The organism is Agrobacterium sp. V1 (assembly GCF_030518355.1).
Lineage (GTDB): Bacteria > Pseudomonadota > Alphaproteobacteria > Rhizobiales > Rhizobiaceae > Agrobacterium > Agrobacterium cucumeris.
In genome coordinates this window covers 1,645,071-1,664,085 of record NZ_JAULSF010000002.1, presented here as the reverse complement: position 1 = coordinate 1,664,085, position 19,015 = coordinate 1,645,071, and the positions used below count along the sequence as shown (strand labels likewise).

General features: G+C 59.2%; 17 protein-coding genes. 9 read left to right on the top strand and 8 right to left on the bottom strand.

Translation table 11 applies throughout. From position 1 onward, the window contains the following. Positions 1-21: 21 nt before the first annotated feature. Entirely contained in the window at positions 22-1,971 is a 1,950-nt protein-coding gene (locus QSV77_RS21475; RefSeq protein WP_142842977.1) for an ABC transporter ATP-binding protein/permease, read from the top strand. Positions 1,972-2,341: 370 nt separating this feature from the next. Continuing rightward, positions 2,342-3,022, top strand: a complete 681-nt coding sequence (locus QSV77_RS21470) for a DUF2161 domain-containing phosphodiesterase (protein ID WP_302734999.1) — start codon at positions 2,342-2,344, stop codon at positions 3,020-3,022. 196 nt (positions 3,023-3,218) lie between these two features. On the opposite strand, the gene QSV77_RS21465 is transcribed toward QSV77_RS21470, so the two are convergent. The 4 genes from QSV77_RS21465 to QSV77_RS21450 all read right to left on the bottom strand — a co-directional run bounded on the left by QSV77_RS21465 (position 3,219) and on the right by QSV77_RS21450 (position 7,997). Then, positions 3,219-3,680, bottom strand: coding sequence for a hypothetical protein (locus QSV77_RS21465; RefSeq protein ID WP_302735289.1), 462 nt, complete (start codon positions 3,678-3,680; stop codon positions 3,219-3,221). A 217-nt stretch (positions 3,681-3,897) separates the two neighbouring features. Continuing rightward, a complete protein-coding gene (locus QSV77_RS21460) occupies positions 3,898-4,848 on the bottom strand; it encodes an MYG1 family protein (RefSeq protein WP_302734998.1) in 951 nt (316 codons plus the stop codon). A gap of 309 nt (positions 4,849-5,157) precedes the next feature. Next, complete coding sequence (locus tag QSV77_RS21455; RefSeq protein WP_302734997.1) at positions 5,158-6,375, bottom strand: glycerate kinase; 1,218 nt, start codon at positions 6,373-6,375, stop codon at positions 5,158-5,160. 143 nt (positions 6,376-6,518) lie between these two features. Then, a complete protein-coding gene (locus QSV77_RS21450; RefSeq protein ID WP_302734996.1) occupies positions 6,519-7,997 on the bottom strand; it encodes an SLC13 family permease in 1,479 nt (492 codons plus the stop codon). Positions 7,998-8,100: 103 nt separating this feature from the next. Between QSV77_RS21450 and QSV77_RS21445 the strand changes: the two genes are divergently transcribed. Then, positions 8,101-8,538 carry a hypothetical protein gene (locus QSV77_RS21445; RefSeq protein WP_302734995.1) on the top strand — a complete coding sequence of 146 codons (438 nt, stop codon included), beginning with the start codon at positions 8,101-8,103 and terminating at the stop codon, positions 8,536-8,538. A gap of 100 nt (positions 8,539-8,638) precedes the next feature. Here the strand turns inward: QSV77_RS21445 and QSV77_RS21440 are convergent, their stop codons facing one another. Then, positions 8,639-10,048 (bottom strand): S8 family serine peptidase, encoded by a 1,410-nt coding sequence (locus tag QSV77_RS21440; RefSeq protein ID WP_302734994.1) that lies wholly within the window; start codon positions 10,046-10,048, stop codon positions 8,639-8,641. Between the two features lie 113 nt (positions 10,049-10,161). Here QSV77_RS21440 and QSV77_RS21435 point away from each other — a divergent pair, with 113 nt between their 5' ends. Together QSV77_RS21435 and QSV77_RS21430 are read left to right on the top strand one after the other, a co-directional pair. Next, positions 10,162-10,704: an RNA polymerase sigma factor gene (locus QSV77_RS21435; protein WP_271362910.1), complete on the top strand. Its 543-nt coding sequence runs from the start codon at positions 10,162-10,164 to the stop codon at positions 10,702-10,704. Beyond that, complete coding sequence (locus tag QSV77_RS21430) at positions 10,701-11,453, top strand: anti-sigma factor (protein WP_302734993.1); 753 nt, start codon at positions 10,701-10,703, stop codon at positions 11,451-11,453. The genes QSV77_RS21435 and QSV77_RS21430 overlap by 4 nt, the downstream gene beginning before the upstream one ends. 149 nt (positions 11,454-11,602) lie before the next feature. Here QSV77_RS21430 and QSV77_RS21425 read toward each other — a convergent pair whose 3' ends face one another. Further along, the gene (locus QSV77_RS21425) at positions 11,603-12,496 is read right to left on the bottom strand and encodes a LysR family transcriptional regulator (RefSeq protein WP_302734992.1); all 894 of its coding nucleotides are present in this window, start codon (positions 12,494-12,496) and stop codon (positions 11,603-11,605) included. Positions 12,497-12,619: 123 nt separating this feature from the next. On the opposite strand from QSV77_RS21425, the gene QSV77_RS21420 reads away from it, so the two are divergent. From QSV77_RS21420 to QSV77_RS21410, 3 genes are read left to right on the top strand one after another with little or no spacing between them, the layout of a single operon-like run. Next, on the top strand, positions 12,620-13,807 hold the full coding sequence (locus tag QSV77_RS21420; RefSeq protein ID WP_302735288.1) for an MFS transporter: 1,188 nt from the start codon (positions 12,620-12,622) through the stop codon (positions 13,805-13,807). After that, positions 13,804-14,265, top strand: a complete 462-nt coding sequence (locus tag QSV77_RS21415) for a cyclophilin-like fold protein (protein ID WP_302734991.1) — start codon at positions 13,804-13,806, stop codon at positions 14,263-14,265. Before QSV77_RS21420 ends, QSV77_RS21415 begins: the two co-directional genes overlap by 4 nt. 20 nt (positions 14,266-14,285) lie before the next feature. Continuing rightward, the gene (locus QSV77_RS21410; RefSeq protein ID WP_302734990.1) at positions 14,286-15,365 is read left to right on the top strand and encodes an alpha/beta hydrolase; all 1,080 of its coding nucleotides are present in this window, start codon (positions 14,286-14,288) and stop codon (positions 15,363-15,365) included. Positions 15,366-15,509: 144 nt separating this feature from the next. Here QSV77_RS21410 and QSV77_RS21405 read toward each other — a convergent pair whose 3' ends face one another. Next, positions 15,510-16,763, bottom strand: coding sequence for an MFS transporter (locus QSV77_RS21405; RefSeq protein ID WP_302734989.1), 1,254 nt, complete (start codon positions 16,761-16,763; stop codon positions 15,510-15,512). A gap of 90 nt (positions 16,764-16,853) precedes the next feature. Between QSV77_RS21405 and QSV77_RS21400 the strand changes: the two genes are divergently transcribed. Beyond that, the gene (locus QSV77_RS21400; protein ID WP_302734988.1) at positions 16,854-17,705 is read left to right on the top strand and encodes a LysR family transcriptional regulator; all 852 of its coding nucleotides are present in this window, start codon (positions 16,854-16,856) and stop codon (positions 17,703-17,705) included. Positions 17,706-17,766: 61 nt separating this feature from the next. Here the strand turns inward: QSV77_RS21400 and QSV77_RS21395 are convergent, their stop codons facing one another. After that, complete coding sequence (locus QSV77_RS21395; protein ID WP_302734987.1) at positions 17,767-19,014, bottom strand: glucarate dehydratase family protein; 1,248 nt, start codon at positions 19,012-19,014, stop codon at positions 17,767-17,769. Position 19,015 lies beyond the last annotated feature (1 nt).

Sequence of the window (19,015 nt, the reverse complement as noted above, 5' to 3'; positions counted from 1 at the left end):
CCGCTGTTCGTTTAAGCATCCATGACCGATGCTGACGCAAACCCGAAACCGGTCGATGGCACCGGCCAGAATGGTGCGAAAAACGCGCCCACGACCGATGATCGTGACATGGATGATCCACTCCCGCCCGAGGAAATAGAGCCCGCTTCCGGGTTGACGCCGGAGGAGGCCGAGCAGGCTCGAAAGAGATATCTGCTGAAGCGCTTCTGGATCAGCGCGCGCGGTTACTGGAGCCGCCGTGGTGATGGGCTGGCGTGGCCGTTCTCGCTCGGGCTGCTGGCGATGATCGGCATAAATGTCGGTTTCCAATATGGCATCAATATCTGGAATCGCGGGATTTTTGATGCGATTGAAAAGAGGGACGCATCTACCGTCTATTTTCTTGGATCCATCTTTCCGCCGCTCGTCCTCGGAAGCGTTCTGATCGTGACGTCGCAGGTCTATGTAAGAATGCTGATCCAGCGTCGCTGGCGTTCATGGCTGACGAAGCTGCTGGTGGCGCGATGGATCGCAAATGGCCGTTACTATCAGCTCAATCTGATCGACGGCGATCACCAAAATCCTGAGGCGAGGCTATCGGAGGATACACGGATCGCCACCGAGGCACCGGTGGATTTTGTCGCAGGTGTCATTGCCGCGTTCGTGTCGGCTTCCACCTTTATCGTTGTCCTGTGGACAATTGGCGGGGCGTTGACGCTGTCGGTCGCAGGAGTATGGATTACAATACCCGGCTTTCTCGTGGTCGCGGCAGTGATCTACGCCGTCATTACATCCAGTTCCATAGCGTTGATTGGCCGGAACTTCGTTCGAGTGTCCGAGGTCAAGAACCAGCTGGAGGCGGAATTCCGGTACACGCTGACGCGCGTCAGGGAAAATGGCGAGAGTATTGCCCTGCTTGGCGGCGAAGAGGAGGAACGGAGCGACCTCGACAAGAGGTTTGGCAATGTTCGACGGCAATGGCGGCTGATGGCGCAACAATATATGCGCACAACGATCGTGTCGCATGGGTCGATGCTGATTGCTCCCGTCGTGCCGGTTCTGCTTTGCGCGCCGAAGTTTCTCGACGGAAGCATGTCTCTTGGCGAAGTCATGCAATCCGCATCGGCATTCACCATCGTTCAATCCGCCTTTGGCTGGCTGGTCGATAACTATCCCCGGCTGGCCGACTGGAATGCATGCGCACGGCGCGTCGCATCTTTGATGATGTCGCTTGATGGTCTCGAGCGGGCCGAACAGAGCGACACCCTCGGACGGATCGTGCGCGGTGAGACGGAGGGCGAAACAATGCTCAGCCTCAAGGATGTTTCCGTTTCGCTGGGCGACGGTACCGCTGTCGTCAAGGAGACGGATGTCGAAATCGGGCCGGGAGAAAGGGTGCTGGTTGCGGGGGAATCCGGATCGGGCAAAAGCACGCTTGTCCGTGCAATCGCCGGCCTGTGGCCATGGGGCGGTGGCGACGTGAGCTTTCGCGCTGGCAGTCGGCTTTTCATGTTGCCGCAGCGCCCATACATTCCGTCGGGCACGCTGCGTCGAGCGGTTTGTTATCCGCAGGCTGCCGAGAGCTGGACCCTCGAAGAGATAGGGGCAGCCCTCGACAAGGTTGGCCTTGGTCACCTCAAGGACAAGGTGGAAGAAGAGGCGCCGTGGGACCAGACGCTGTCGGGCGGTGAAAAGCAAAGGCTGACCTTTGCGCGCCTTTTGCTGAACGATCCTGACATCATCGTCATGGACGAAGCAACCGCAGCCCTGGATGAAAAGAGCCAGGACAGGATGATGCAGACGGTGATCGATGAATTGCCCGATGCCACGATCGTCAGTGTGGCGCATCGTGCCGAACTAGAAGCTTTCCACAGCCGAAAGATAACGCTGGAACGTCGGGAGGGCGGCGCAAAACTGGTCAGCGATATCCACCTTGCTCCTCGCAAGGGCAGGTCCCGCTCCCTGCTTCGGCGCATGGTCAAACGCAGGTGAGCACCTTGTGCCTCCGGATGCCGCCTTTGTCGAGTGTGGCATCCGGCACCACCGACAATGTGCACTTCGGACATTTGCGTGCAAAGCAGGAGCGGGAGTGACTACGCGCTCGGAAGCTTGCGACGCAGAAACTGCTCATAGCCCGTGTTTCCACCCACTGCCACCTTGATGAAATAATGCTATTCGCCGGTGGTCAGATAGGCTTCCAGCATCTCCAGAAGCGCCGCAGGAAATCCACTCCTCTGGGAGAATTTATGGGCGGCACTCGCCAGTGCTGACGATTTGTGGCAGCGTCGGCGGCTATAAAGGTTGTCCTGGGCAGGTGGAACGATGTATTTGGGGCCGGATAATCATTTGATCCTGCAGGCACATGGAAACTTCGCTTTATCTGCCCGTCAAAGGCTTTCTTGAAAAGGCAGGTTACACTGTCAAAGGTGAGGTAGGCGGTTGCGACCTCGTCGGTTTGAGCGATGATGATCCGCCCGTTGTCGTGATCTGCGAGCTGAAGCTCAGCTTCAACCTGGAGCTTATTCTGCAGGCGGTCGATCGCGCAGCTATTGCAGATGAGATCTGGATTGCGGCCCGAATTTCAGCCAAGGGCAAGGGCCGGGAGGCCGACAAGCGCTACCGCGATCTTTGCCGCAGGCTCGGGATCGGCATGCTCGGGATTTCTGATAGCGGTGATGTCAGCGTTGTCGTCGGTTCCGTATCACCGATGCCGCGAACCAATCCGAAGCGGCGTTCGCGGCTCATGCGTGAACACCAGAGGCGACGCGGAGATCCGGCAGTTGGCGGAAGCACCCGGGCACCGATCATGACGGCTTACCGCCAGCAGGCGCTCGGCTGTGCTTTGGTGCTGGCATCGGGGCCGCTGCGTGTACGCCAGGTCAGGTCCAGCATACCGGATGCCGGAAAAATTCTGCTTTCGAATGTGTATGGCTGGTTTGAACGGCTCGATCGGGGAGTTTATGACCTGACCGACGCCGGGCGGGAAGCGCTGCATCGGTGGCCGCAGCAGGATATGCCCGCGACAGCCGCCATTCCAGACTGATTATTCAGTGACAGACCCTAAGCTGAGACGCCGATGCCCATCTGCAAGAGATATAACGCAGCCATCACAATGGAGCAGCCGCTTGAGCGGCGGCCTGAAACGGCATCGACGTCGGTTGCCTGACGGATTTAGGGCTCATTCACTGCCGTGATCGCCAGGAGCAAGGCGGTGGCATTGGCAGCTCGCGCGCTGATATTCAGCCCGGGGCGAATTCGCAAGCCAAAAGGGTTTTACCGCCAAGAGCGTCACCCTCCCGGGCGACAATGGAGACTTTTCCGGGGCCTGCCAGACCTTCCGGGGGCTGCAGGTCCTGCGAAAGTTCCCGCGCATAGCCTTTGCTGGACGTGCCCATCAGGTCGGAAGTTTCTGGCTTCAAATCATACTTCGCCGCCAGATCGTCGGCACGCTGGCCCTTGATCAAAACGCCGACCGCGCCATTGGCGAAGAACACTTCATCAGTTTCAAATCCATCGCGGCCGATCTGAAACGGAAGCGTGTAGATTGCCGCGCCCAGTGACGATGTGTCGGGTTTTGCAAGCTTTTCCGCCGCATCGTAAATCTCGGTCGCAGATGTCATTGAGTAAGGCGGATTGCACAGCGCCGCATCATAAAATGCGGGATCGGTTTCGGCCGCTACAGCGCTTCCGACTTGAAGCATGGCGAAGGCGACGCACATTACGGCCGTGCCGTGACGAAGGTGTGTGAAAGCGAGCATGGGCGATCCTTGAAATTTGCCTGTCGTCTATTAGCGGAGATGCGTCAGGTATCGCCTTTGCTTGGAGCACCAAAGTCTACGCCTGTCGATATCCGATGGAGCCTTTTCACAAAAACAGCCTGCTGGCGCGCGAATAACGCGACAGGGACAGGCCGCTAAGTCACGACTTTATCGCTGTCGCCTCCTTGCCAAGGGAGAGGGCCTCTTTCACTGCCAAGTCCGCCATGGCCAGCGCAGCATCGCGGGTTTTCGCCGCTGCGACAAACCGGCCGTTGTGGCAGAAGCTCGCGCCCTCGACGCCAGACACCGCTTCCAGATCCTTGTCCGTCAGACCGGCCCAGGCGGCTGGCAGATCCGCCCGTAGATCAAAGCCCTCATCGGCGCGACGGATACCGGTCAGGCACCAATCGTTGTTGCGGGGGTGAACGACAAACAGCAGATGGTCGGCGCCCGACTTCACGATGGCGGGCCGAAACGGCATTCCCACCGGCAGTTCCAGAATATGCCCTTCGCCGGCATCCACGATCGCCCGGTTCACAAGCGCCTCAGCCCGCAATTTTGCAGCGCTGTTGGCAATCTTCGCCTCGATGAAGCTGCGGGCAATGGCGAGCGCCGCATGGAAACCGCGATTGTCCGCGTCCGGATCTGTATCGTCAAAAACAGGTTTCAGGGTTTCCAGCAAAACAGGCAGCGTTAGCCCAGCAAGTGGCCCGGCGACGGAAGGGCTGAGCGCGCCATTGTCGACCAGATCGACCGGCAGCACAAAACTGGTATCGAATGCGGCATGGACCGTTTCGATGTGATCTTCCGGGACGCTCGAGGCGGCAAGATAGTCCCGGCCGAAGTGCTTCCAGATCAGGCCGAAAGAGCTATAGGGCTGGCCGTCGTCCCGCAACGGCGCGCCGCGCTGGTGGTGGTCGAAGATTCTGCCCGCTGGGTCGTAAGCGCCACCAACGTCGTAGATGATGCGGTCCGGGCCGGGTGTGATCCATTCGGCTGCCCTGCTGCGAACGAGGCGGGCCTGGGGAAAAAGCCGGGTCAACACGACGCTGGACAGAAGTTCATCAGCATGGAAGCCACCGGAATGGGTGACGAGGAAGTCCGGGATCATGTCAGGATACGCCTTGTTGCTTGCGGAAGGCCCGCTTTGGGGCTGGGCATCTGATACCCTGTGCCGGACGTCATCTCAACCCGCCATTCGCCACGGAGACCAAAAGCAATGATATGCCGTACGTTCTCAGATAGGTGTGGCCTTCCTGCGCGAGTTACGGCGTCAATAGCACGCGAAAGCGCCAGAAAAAACGTCGTGATGTCTCCCCCCGTGGGCGCTGCCGCGTATTCCTCAATACGCATGGCGGCGCCGGTTTAGACGAGATATCGGGAGAGGTTCCGTGCTCAAGGGCGAGCGCCGGCGAATGCCTCAGGCGTACCGGGAACCGGGCATACCGGTTCCAATTGAGGACGGAGCGCGAACTCGTCCCGTTATTCGCAAGGTTGTCCCGATCATGATCATCCGGACGGCATCCTCTGCCGCGCGGGCCAGAAGCTTTGGTGCCGATGATATCGCATCTTCCAGGGAGCACGGTCGGGTCAATATCGAGGCGAAGGCATCAATACCGTATTCGAGATTAAGCCTTACGCCCTTGCCGATGGTACCAGCAAGGGCAACCACGGGAACGCCGGCCTCCTTGGCCCTGCGGGCGATTTCGGCTGGAACCTTGCCGAATGGGGTCTGGCCGTCGAGGCTTCCTTCGGCAGTGATCACCAGATCGGCGTTACGCAGATAATCATCAATATCGAGATATTGCATGACGATATCGTAGCGGGGATGAAGCTTGCCGCAGAGCAGGCCCAGCACTGCCGCTCCCAGTCCGCCCGATGCGCCAGCACCCGGCGCTGAGCCGACATCAAGACCGGTGGCATCTTCGATGCGTGCTGCGTAGATGTCCATCGCCGCAGCGAGCTCTTCCACCTGTTCCGGCGTCGCGCCTTTCTGCGGCCCGAAAACGCGGGCGACACCTCGCTCCCCGAGAAGCCGGTTGTGCCAGTTCACGGCGGCGTCAATCCGCACCCCGGACAGGCGTGGATCCCGGTTGCCGAGATCGATGCGGTTCAGCTTCGCCAAGGCTGCACCGCCACGGTCGAGGTCGCGGCCGGCGGCGTCGAGCAGTCGAACGCCCAGTGCCTGCGCCATGCCGGCACCTCCATCATTGATGCCGCTGTCGCCGCAGCCGAGCAATATCCGCTTCGCGCCACCGTCGAGTGCCGCGCGCACGAGTTCGCCGACACCATAGCTGGTGGTGAGGCAGGGATTGCGACGATCACGCGGAACAAGGCTGAGGCCGGCAGCCGCGGCCATTTCGATGACCGCCGTCGGCTCGGGGCATCCACCGAGAAATCCGATAAATGCGGAGACGGGTTGTCCAAGCGGGCCGGTCACCGTCACCGGGTGGATCGTGCCATTGGTGGCGCCGATCAATGCCCGGGTAAAGCCTTCGCCGCCGTCGGCCATGGGTGCCTTGACGACCTCCGAGCCGGGAAATGCACGCAGAACACCTTTTTCAATGCAATCGGCGGCCTGCTCGGCTGAGAGACTTTCCTTGAAGCCCGAGGGGGCAACAACAACGCGGAAGGGCATGGGAGGATCCTTTCATGACAAGTACGTGACATTGGGGAAACGTGCCGGATCAGCGCTTATTCCAGTGATTAAAAAATTTAGTCGGATAAATAAAAAAAGGCCGCATGTCGCGGCCTTTAATTCATTGCATTTAATTGTTTATGTTAGATTTTTTGCGAAAGATCCTGCATCGGCCAAAGAAATATTGCCGACAGGATGAGCAGAAATATGAAGGGCGGCAGGAGGAAATAACCAAGCTTGCGCAGGTCGGCCTGAGTGAAGGCTGCGGGCTCCATTCCACCGAACAGGACGACCGGTTTTGCCGATACCATCGTCATCTGGCAAAAGCCGCTTGCCAGTGTCACCACCATCACCAGCACGGCCGGATCCACGCCAAGGCCAGACAGGGGTAGCGCAAAGGCGGGAACGAGAACCGTGACCCGTGCCGTGCGCGATGTGATCACCAGATGGGAAAAAGTGGCGACAATCACCGCAAATGAGATGACGATGACCGGTGCGGTGATCAGGCTCTGGCGGAACACAGCCACCAGCCGATCGGCCAGCATCTGTGCCGTGCCGGTCTCGATCAGCGCTTCGCCGATGACCAGCGTGCCGGCCATGAAAAGAAGCAGATTCCACTCGACGGTTTTCAAGGCTGCCTTCAACGTCATGCCGGAGACATTCGGCATGCAGAGGACAAGCGCTGCCACCATGCCGATCAGCGCCATTCCGACACCGTGAATGGACTGGGTTGAAAACATCAGAACGGTGCCGAAGACCACGCCCGCGACGATGATCTGCTCTCTGGAAAAGGGCGCGCTGCGCGTCAACCCCGATTTGCTCTCCGGGGCCATGTTGCGTTCTTCTCTGGTGAGAAACACATGCAAAAGGATGGCGCAGGCGATCAGGCAGGTGACGAGCGAAAACGGCCCGGCCAGCACCAGCCAGCCGATGAAATCCGGTTGCGTTCCGGTGAGGCGGGACAGGAAGCCGGCAGCGACCAGATGCGCCCCGGCGCCGATCAGCGATGCGCCGGCGGAAAGCAGAATGATCGTGGGAAAGAGTAGCCCGAGGGCACGGGAAATGCGGCTATTGTGGATTGCGCCTGACAATCCGAGATACACCGGCATGAGAATGGCGGCCCGGGCCGAGGTGGAAGGAATGATAAAGGCGGTCGCGAAGGTCAAAAATGTCAGCATCCAGAACATGGAGCTTATGCTGCGCATTCTGGGCATCAGTCGTGCCGTTGCCTGCTCGATGAGACCTACGTGCCGCAATACACCGGCAATCACGAAGGCCGACAGAAGAAGCCAGATGATGTCATTGCCCAGCGACTGGTAAACCAGATTTTCCGGTATCGCGCCGACGACGGCAAGCGCGATAGCTCCGGTCAGGGCAACCGGCGTTTCAGGCAGTTCAAGGACCGTCCAGGCGATGATGGCCGACAAAAAGATGAAGAGTGTCGCCCGCATCGGCATTGTCAGGTCGTCGATTGCCAGAAAGATCAACACAGCGGCGAAGGCAGTCAGCAGCATCGCCACAATCTGTTTAAGGCGCCGCACGGAAATCGTAGCCTCGGTCATGGTGGTTGTCGGCAGGTCTTTCTTCAGATTTGCCGTGGGCAAGGACATGAGATGCGCCACCAGTGGCCTCCTTTGCATCGCGCCGTCATCAGAAGGCAGTTTCGGATCGGGAGAGCCGCCCGCGCGGCACAAATTTCCCCCTGTGTCCTGTTATGAACGTTTGATGACGATGAATATTCCCAGCGGAGGCAAGTTTTTGAGGGCAGGCGGTGGCCTCAGGAAATTGTCTTTGCGCGGAATAAAGTCGCGTCCGTCGCGTTTCTCGTCAGGTACCGACATTGCAGGTACCGACATGAAACACGAAAGGAGAAACGTCATGAGGCAGATTTTTGCCGCAAGCGCCGTGGCGCTGTTTGCCACGGTAACCTTCACGGTTGCAGCATCGCCGGCATATGCCACGCCGATACAGCCGCAGCCACCGCTTCTTGCGCACTCTCACATCGTTTTGGTGGATGATGGCGACGACGATGATGATGACCGTCGCTTCAACCGCCACTATCGTTATGACAACGATGGATGGCGGGGGTTCCGCGGCAGCTCCCGCGATAACGACGATGATGATGACGACGATGACGATGACGACGATGACGATGACGATTGATATCGTCCATCAAGATCTGACGTTTATGCCCGGCCTCGTGCCGGGCATTTTCATTAAAGCTGCTGCATGGATAACGCAAAATAAAGTGAGGCCGGCAGGCTCAACTCTGGCACAAGGTTCGTGCGTTCAGCAGGCCCCAACCGAAAATCGTGTCCTTGCCCGGTGCGCCCATGTCGCTTGCCGACTGCGCCAGGGCATTTGCAACGTCGTTCGGCCGCATGTCCGGGTTTGCGCCCAGCAGCAGTGAGGCCGCCGCCGTTACAAAGGGCGCAGCGAAAGACGTGCCGCTCTTCTGCCTGCCGCCGGAAATGGAGGCGGCCGTCCACACGCCGACGCCAGGCGCTGCGATGTCGATGTGCTCGCCGCGGACGGCGCGCCGATATGGCTTCATGCTTCTGTCCACGGCCGTCACCGCGATAACATCCGCATAGGCGGCGGGGTAAACCGGCTTGGCGTTCGGACCTTCATTGCCGGCTGCGGCGACCACTATCGTGCCCCTGTCGATCGTCGCGCGCACCGCCTTTTCAAGCAGCGTGTTTGCGGGCCCGCTCAGGCTGAGGTTGATGATCCGGATTGTTCTGGCGGCGAGTACGTCAAGCGCTTTGATGAGATCGTATGTTTCGGCAATATCTGCCGTCTTGCGATAGCGCTGGAAGGCATCTATCGCCACGAGGTGGCCGGCGGGGAGGAGGCCGGGCGCACGGCTGCCCGCGGCTCCGACCAGAAGGGCGGCGACTGCGGTTCCATGCTGTTCACCCGATGGTGCTTCCGCACCATTACCAAGCTGAACGACCTCAATTGCCGCGTCAGCGAGCGATGCGTGTCCGGCATTTATGGCGGTGTCGATAAGGCCGATTGGCAACGGCGCGGCGCAGCTTGCCGGTCGTTCCTGACCACCATCGAGAGGCCAGCCGACCATATGCCTCACCAGCCTGCAGCCATCACCAGAACAGGAAGAAGCATCCTGCTGTTCCGGCTGATAGAAATGGTTGAAATCCACGGATGCCGAGGGAGCTGTCGCGATGACCGCCTGCCGCGCGTTATCCAGTGTCATGCCCCGTGGTATCGTCAGCTTGACCAGTTCACTGCCGGTAAGCGCTATGGTCGTTCGTTCATCAACGACAAATCCTTCCTGCGTCAGGTTTGCAATCGCTGGATCGTCGAGGTCGAGCGCGAGGATTTTGTCGGGTGCGCGTTCCGGAATGGCGACGGTCCTTCGCTGCGGCGGTCTTCGCTCTGTTCGCTGGAATGGCCAGCTAAAAAGCGAACGCAGATCGCCGCGGGGACGCCGGTCGTCGCTGCCGCGGTCTCCCCCTCCGGAAGAGCCGCCATATCCGCTACCGCCACCATCGTCGTCATCGCTGCCGCCATCGTCATCATCGTCTGCCACCGCTGCGGAAATACCGGGAGCAATGCCCGCCGATTGCAGCAGCGGCAACGCGGCCAGCGAAAAGGCGGCGATGAGGACAATGATAAAAAAACGGAAACGAAGCGGTGCAGTCTTCGACAAATGGCTATCTCCGGTAGAAATTACACTCGAAACATTCCGAACATATGTGGGAATGTTACCTCAGGTAGACGTTTGGCTCGACAGATTATTCCGTTCCGTGCCAAACAAATCGCATGACGAATGAAACGCCCACAGTGCCGCAGCGGCTGGTCGAGTTCCTGCCGAACCTGCGTCGATTTGCGATTTCGCTCTGCCATTCACGCGAATTGGCCGACGATCTGGTGCAGGCCGCCTGCGAGCGGGCAATCGTTGCTGCCGACAGTTTTGCGCCCGATACCCGGTTCGATGCCTGGATGTTTCGTATCCTGCGCAACCTCTGGATCGATCATCTGCGCCGTGCCCGGACCGCTGGTCCGCAGGAGGAAATCGAGAAAGCGCATGATGTGTCGGTGCCTTCGGGAGAAGCGGCCACGCATGCCCGCATGGAACTGATGGAGGTGGTGGCGGCCCTGCAGAAACTGCCGGAGGAGCAGCGCGAAGTGCTGGTTCTCGTCTGCGTCGAAGAGCTCAGTTACCGCGATACGGCCGATGTTCTCTCCATTCCCATAGGCACGGTCATGAGCCGGCTGGCGCGGGCCCGCAAACATCTGGCGGAACTGACGGGAATAAGTCTGGGCGAGAAACGTTCGTCAGATACGAAAGGCGGCGTTGCATGACCATTGAACATTTTGACGACGAAACATTGATGGCATTTGCCGATGGCGAACTCGACGAGGCGACCAGCCTTCGTCTTGAAACCGCGCTTGAAACGGATGACGCGCTTGCCGAACGCCTTGCCGTTTTCCTCGATACGCGGACGGTGCTAGCCTCGGCGATCAAACCCTTGATCGATGAACCGGTGCCGGATGCGCTTGCTGCATCGGTCCGTCGGATGGTTGAAGATGCCGAAGCGAAAAATGCCGATATAGAGGGCGCCAAGGTCATCACTTTCCGCGGACGGGAAAAGCCGGAAGGCTCCGGCCTCAGTTCGCGCTGGTTGATGCCGGTTGCGGCCTCCGTCCTCGCCATTATTACCGGTGTCGGCGGTTTTGTCGCCGGGCGTAGCGGCCTTGAATCAGGCGCATCGGTCAATGATGCATTGTCTGCTGCGCTCGATCGTCAACCGTCCGGCGGCGATATCGCAGTCGGTCAAACCGAAGTGCTGCGCATCGTCTCCAGTTTTGTCGATGGCCGCGGCGCATTCTGCCGCGAATACGAATTGAAACGACAGGAAGAAAACACCCTGGCCGTTGCCTGCCGCTCGGATGGCGCATGGGTGACACGTCTCGCCCTGTCTTCACCCAGGGCTGACGGTTATGTTCCGGTGTCTTCACAGGAGACCATCGACACCTATCTGACGTCTATCGAAGCCGGCGGTCCACTTTCCGCGGCGGAGGAGCAACGGCTGCTTTCGAAGGCCGAATGAGGTGTTGATACGTCAAGGCTCGGGCCGCTTAAGTCATTCGGCACAGCCGGACGATACAAAGCCTGCCGGATTTGGCGTATTTTCCACCGCACTTTTTCGGGTGTGACGATCTGCCGTCTTTGTTGACGATCCCGATCGAAATCAGGTTGTCAGGCGGGATGACGCAGCGCTTCGATGATTACCCTCATCGCCGGAGACATCTGGCGCCTGCTGGCGTAATAGAGGTGATAGCCGGTGAAAGGCTCACTCCAGTTATCCAGAGCCGCCTGCAATCTACCGTCGGCGATGTGCTCCTCGACGATATCTTCCGGAACGTAGGCGATACCGTAACCCTTCACGGCCGCATCTACCTGAGAGATCGAGGAGTTGAAGCTTAGCTGTCCCTCGACCCTGACCCGCAGCTCGCGTCCATTTTTTTCAAACTCCCAGGCGTAAAATCCTCCCCAGGTGGCCTGACGTGTATTGATGCAGATATGGTCCACCAGATCCTGTGGCGTGAGCGGAATGCCGTGCCTGGAGAAATAGTCCGGCGAAGCCACGGCCCTGAGACGCCAGTCCGGGCCGATCCGTACCGCGATCATATCCTTGTCAACGCTTTCTCCCAGGCGCACGCCGGCGTCGAAACGTTCCTCGACGATGTTGCGCATCCCGTTGTCGCTATAAAGCTCAACATGGATGTCGGGGTAGTCCGATAACACACGGCTCAATTTCGGCCAGACAATCGTCTGCAAAGCGTGGTCGGATAATGTGAGGCGCACGGTGCCAGAAGGTTTTTCCCGAAAGGCAACGAGGTCCGCCAGATCCGCATCGATCCCTTGAAACCGCGGAGCAAGCGACAGGAACAAACGCTCGCCGGCTTCTGTCGTCGCAACGCTGCGGGTGGTCCGCGTTAGCAAACGCACGCCCAATCGGGCTTCCAGCTGCTTGATCGTATAGCTCAATGTCGACTGCGACGTTCCAAGTGTCGCCGCAGCTTTTGTGAAGCTGCGTTCCTTTGCCACCTCCATGAACCAGAGCAGGTCCTTCATGTCCTCGCGCTGCATCAAAGCCTCTGATTGATATTGAATTTCGATAAGTCCATGCGAATTAGCACGGATTGTTCGCAAAGTCCCTCGGCAATATCTTTCCGTCGATACAGGAAATCGGAATTTGACGGGACGGTGCAAGTGACACTCACCTATAATGAGACCATAGACGGCAAAGGCGCGGCGTGGAGCGCCGTCTTCTGCATGACACTGTGCGCTTTCGTATTGATCGCCTCTGAATTCATGCCCGTGAGCCTGCTGACGCCAATTGCCGCCGATCTCGGCGTTTCGGAGGGAAATACGGGGCAGGCGATTTCCGTTTCCGGGATATTTGCAGTTGTCACCAGTCTGTTTATTGCCAGTCTCACGCGGCGGCTTGACCGGCGTATTGTCGACCTCGGCCTTACGGCCCTGCTGATGGTATCGGGCGTGGTCGTGACCTTTGCGCCGTCGTTCCCCATTTTAATGCTCGGTCGCGCATTGCTCGGAATTTCCATTGGCGGCTTCTGGTCGATGTCGACCGCGATCGTGATGCGTCTCGTCTCCCGCGATCAGGTTCCGAAGGCGCTTGCCTTACTGAATGCCGGCAACGCCGTTGCAGCAACGGTTTCTGCTCCACTCGGAAGCTTGCTGGGCGCATATATTGGCTGGCGAGGTGCCTTCTTTCTAGTCGTCCCCATCGGATTGCTGGCGCTGCTGTGGCAGTGGATCACCCTGCCTGCACTTCCACCGCAGCGCGAGCGTCCATCCGCAAATGTTTTCCGGTTGCTTGCACGCCCGTCTGTCGCGGCAGGCATGACCGCGATCTTCCTGCTGTTCATGGGGCAGTTCGCACTTTTCACCTACCTGCGGCCATTTCTTGAAAAGGTGACACAGGTGGGAATTGAAACGCTGTCGTTTCTTCTTTTGATCATGGGGTTGGCGGGGGCGGGCGGAACGTGGGTGATTGGAAGGCTGCTGCACAAACGCCTGTTCAGCATTCTCGTACTCATCCCCCTGTTGATGGCCGGTATCGCTCTCGTCATGGTCGCCTTTGGCGGTGTGAAAATTCCCGTCGTCGCTGCACTTGTCGGCTGGGGCTTGCTTGGAACTGCGGCGCCTGTGGGCTGGGGCACATGGCTCAGCCGCATTCTTCCCGATGACGCAGAGGCAGGCGGCGGACTGCAGGTCGCCGTCATCCAGCTGGCCATCACGGCCGGCGCCTCGCTGGGTGGAATTTTATTCGACACTTTCGGCTGGTGGTCCGCCTTCATGATGAGCGCGTTGTTGCTCTGCGGCTCATCGCTTGCCTCTTTCGCCGCCTGGCGCGTGACACGAAAACCGGCATGAGCATTCGTCCTGCCCAATCGACCCGACGCGCACTGCTGGTCATGCTTGGCGCATTTTTCCTGCCCGGTCGGGCCTTCAGCAACGACGTCGCCAACAGACAGGAGCGGACTGACGTGAGGATCAAGCTGATTTTTGCAGAAAACACGATGATAGCGACGCTCTACGAGAATCCATCGGCACGCGATTTCGTATCCATGCTTCCGCTGGACCTCAAGATCACGGACTTCAGCTCCAACGAGAAGATCGCTTATCTCCCGCGAAAACTCACCATCGAAGGCCATGGGCCATTCGACAACGAGCGACCATACGACCTCTGTTATTACATGCCCTGGGGCAATCTGGCGATGTTTTACGCCGACTACAGGCATCCCGGTCTGATCCGGTTGGGACGCTTCGAACAAGGCTATGAAGCGCTGCATCTCCCCGGGGAATTTCCGCTGCGTATCGAACGCATTTAATCCACCACAGGAGACCTCCCATGACCAACGAAATTGAAACGACCGAGACTTTCAATGCCGGCAGACGCAACCTGATGAAGGCCACGGGCATCGCCGTTGCCGCGATCGGCATGGTGCAGGCTGCGGGCACAACACCGGCCTTTGCCCAAAACGCTGCCTGGGACAAGGTGTTCGCGAAGAGCGACAATGTTGACCATCAGAAGGTCTCGTTCAAAAACCGTTATGGCATCACGTTGGTGGGTGACCTCTACCTGCCGAAGAACCGTGGAAGCCAGCCATTGGCGGCTCTCGTCATCAGCGGTCCGTTCGGTGCCGTGAAGGAACAGTCCTCGGGACTTTACGCGCAGACCATGGCGGAGCGCGGGTTTGCCACGCTGGCGTTTGATCCGTCCTATACCGGAGAAAGCGGTGGCGAGCCCCGCAATGTTGCCTCGCCGGATATCAATACCGAGGACTTCAGTGCGGCGGTGGACTATATCGGCCTGCAATCCTATGTCGATCGCGAGCGTATCGGCGTCATCGGCATTTGCGGCTGGGGTGGCATGGCATTGAACGCCGTTGCCGCGGACAAGCGTGTGAAGGCAGTCGTAACCAGCACCATGTACGACATGACACGCGTCATGTCGAAAGGCTACAATGACAGCATCACCCTTGAACAACGCACACAGGCACTGGAGCAGATGAGCCGGCAACGCTGGGTGGATGCCGAGAAGGGAACGCCAGCCTATCAGCCGCGCTACAATGAATTGAAGGGCGGCGAGGCGCAGTTCCTGGTCGATTACCACGACTATTACATGACGCCGCGCGGTTATCATGCGCGTGCCGTCAACTCCGGCAATTCCTGGACGCAGACGACGCCGCTATCCTTCATGAACATGCCGATCCTGACCTATATCGCCGAGATATCTCCGCGTCCGGTCATGATTATCCATGGCGAGAAGGCGCATTCCCGCTATTTCAGCGAAACCGCCTTCGCCGCAGCGGCGGAACCGAAGGAACTGGTGATCATTCCGGGCGCCAGTCACGTCGATCTCTACGACCGTGCCGACAAGATCCCGTTTGACAGGATCGCGGGCTTCTTCAACCAACATCTCGCTTAGGTGAGAGCGGCACTGCAGGAACGACTGAAATACCAAGGCCGACGCGCTTGCGCGCGTCGGCTGTTTTGAAGGTCTTTTCTTAAGGCGCATTCTGCGTCAAAGCAGCCGGCGACGTTTTTGGAGTGACGTTGTGGTTAAGCTTGTTCACGATGAGCCGATCTGAGAGATCGAGGGGCGCAGCGAGATTGCCAGGGGTAGCGCCGTCACAACCACCGGCAAGATCAGTACAGCCCATGCTGCCCCATAGCCAAAACTGTCGACCAAAAGCCCGAATATGTATGGGCCAATTGCCATGACAGCCAGACAGATCGTGGACGCGAAGGCGATTGTCGATGCTATCGAACCTTTCGGGGCGCTCTCGGCGATCTGCAGAAGATAAAGCGGAAACCAGCCTATCCCGAATATCCCCAATATGACGAGCACCAGGAGGATCACCAGCGGCGGAGTGCCGACGGGAAGGAGTGCCAGGATTGTGGCCGCGCCAGCGGCAATGACGGATACGAGGCCAAAGGATTGGCCACGAAGACCGGGCCGGAAACGATCGCTGAGCCATGGCAGCAGAATACGGCCGGGAATGCCCGCAAGCTGTGTGGCGGCAAACATCGAAGAAGCGACAAAGAGGCCGAGGCCCAATCCATCCGCCATGAAGCCGATGGCGTGTGCGGTCAGGGTGAATTGAAACGCGGACATGGCGATACCGAGCCGCAAGACGGGCCAGAAGCTGCGATCCTGTCCGACGATGCGGACGAGTTTTGCCAAAGGCAGTGGACGCTCGGTTTTGGCGGCCAAATCGCCCCCCTCACGATACAGCCCCCAGAAGAGCGCCGCGCCGGCGATGGAAATACCGGCGCAAAGCCATGCCGCGGTATGCCACCCATAACGGACCGCCATGAACGGCAGGAGAGCGGCTGCAATCATTGTTCCGAAGGGAACGGCGGCCTGTCTGAACCCTGTGGCTATGCCGCGTTTGGCAGGCGGGAACCAGCGCATGATCGCCCGCGTGCCGCCCGGTTGGACGGCCGCATAGGTGCCGCCAAGAAACGCGATGCAAACAAGCAGCGCGGGCAGGCTGTCTGCGAATGCCGCAGCGCAGGCCATGGCGATAGCCATGTCGAGCATGGCAATGCCGACGATGCGACGTTCACCGTGAATATCAATGGCACGGCCGAGCATGAACATTGTCGCGATCTGCACACCGTTCATGACGGTCACGGCAAGCGAGGCAGATGCGAGGGAGACCCCGAAAGCTTCCCGCCAGAAGGGCACGAGAATGTAAATTCCCTGCGATACGAATGAGCCTGCGGTTTGTGTTCCAACCGCCACGGCAAGGACTGCCCAGATCCGGGGATCGGTCGCGGATGTGGGCGGGGGCGAGGACAAAGAAATCTGTGACGACACGAAAGGCTCCTATCAGGGTTTTCGTGCAGTAACCTTTCTGTTCAGCCGACAGAATTATGAGCTTGCAAGTTTCAGCGATAACAGCTTGTTATGCAAGCCATGCGCTCATTGGATCCTGAAGCCGTCGAGGCTTTTCTTCTCGTTGCCGAATTGCAGTCGTTCACGCGGGTGGCAGGCGTGATGAATACGACGCAGGCGGCCATATCCCTGCGCTTGCGCCGGCTGGAAGACCTGCTGGGGCATCGCCTCGTCGAACGGACGCCACGCCGCGTGCGGTTGACGGCTGCAGGCGAACGCTTTCTGGAGCCGTCACGGGCCTATGTCGCTGCCGGTCGTCGTGCGCTTGATGTCTTTGGGCAGGAGCCAACGCGTCTGGCGATCGGCGTCACCCATCATCTGATCGGGGCCGACCTGCCTCGGATACTTCGGGTGGTCAGCGAGCGCGAGACAAGCGTGACGCTTCATCTTCGGACGGCCGGCACACGAACCCTGCTTGACCTCTATGACGCCGGAGAACTCGACGCGATCGTCGTGCTGCGGCACGATGATATCCGCCGGGATGGCGAGCTTCTGTTTCAGGAGAGCTTTGGCTGGTATTGCAGCGTGGATTTTGATCTGCCTTCAAACGCCCCGCTGCCGCTGGTACTTCAACCCGAACCCTGCAATTTGCGCACCATGGCCCTTCGGCCGCTGGAGACGGCGGATATCCCCTGGCGCGAAGTGTTTGTCGGCACCGGTGCCACGGCGGTCGGAGCCGCGGCCGAAGCCGGGATCGGCATAGCACTTCTGGCGCAAAGTGCAGCCCCCGCCGGTGTGCGGCAGGTCAGGAGCCCAGTGCTGCCGGAACTTCCGAAACTGGATGTCGTGATGATTTCGACGGTTACCGGCGACGGCGCGAATGCCGTGCTTCGACGCATCACCGGGGCATTTCGATCATCCTGATCTGGCGTGGGGTTGGCCGTAAGCGCGAAAAAAACGCCCACTCGCGTTCTGCCATGCAGGCTTACCAACGCGGCACACGCCTTTCATAGGTGGGGTCGAAGAGCTTCATGTAGGCTGTGTCGTCGCGTTCCTTCATCGCGGTCTGCTCATAGAGAGCCGCAAGTTCGGTGAGCTTCTGCCGGTTGAGGCTGACGCCAAGTCCGGGCGCTGTCGGCACATCCAGACGACCGTTTCGGAATGTGAAAGGCGTGCCCTCGATCACATCGACGCCCGTCCATGGGTAATGTGTGTCACAATCGAAATTAAGGTTCGGCGTTGCGGCGGCCACATGCACCATTGCAGCAAGGGTAATGCCGAGGTGGGAATTGGAATGCATGGATACACCAAGCCCCAGTGTCTCGCACGTCTTTGCGAGATGGGTCGAAGCGCGCAATCCGCCCCAATAATGGTGATCGGACAGCACGATCTGCACCGCATTTTTACGGAAGGCGTCGGCGATCTGGTCGAATTCCAGAACGATCATGTTGGTGGCGAGCGGGATTGAGGTTGCGGTCGCCACCTGCGCCATCTGGTCCATGCCGATGACCGGGTCTTCGAGATATTCCAGAATATTTTCAAGCTTGCGGGCAATATAGATGGCCGTTTCCACCGTCCAGCCGCCATTGGGATCGATCCTCAGGGGGTGATGGGGGAAGGCTTGCCGCAGCTTCAGCATCGTCTCGATCTCGAGATCGGGATGCAGCACGCCGCCCTTCAGTTTCAGCGATTGAAAGCCGTAGACGTCGACCATTTTCCGGGCTTCGCCGACCATCTGGTCAGGGGTCAGAACCTCCCCCCATTCATCCGCTGCTTCGCCGATATGGCCTGCAAATTTGAAAAACAGATAGGCGCTGAAAGGTACGCTTGTGCGAACCGCGCCGCCAAGCAGGTCTGAAACCGGCCGGCCGAGCAGCTTGCCCTGTATGTCAAGGCAGGGGACCTCGAAGGCCGAAGCAACCACATCCGTCAGCTTGTGATCGGCGACAGCCGATTTGGCATTGATGCCGCCACCGCCCGGCAAGGCCGCGATGACACGCGATTTCAGTTCGTGAAGATGAAACGGGTCCAAGCCGACGAGGGCTGGCGCGGCGCGGCGCAACCCGTCCAGCGCCTTGATGCTTCCGTAACTTTCCCCAAGCCCGGTCGTGCCGTCGTCGCATATGACTTCGATAATGGTGCGCAGCGCATGGGGTTGATGGACACCCTTGCAATTCAGCAATGGCTGGTCGGGAATGGCGACCGGAGTGAGGTGGATTTCGGCAATGCGCATA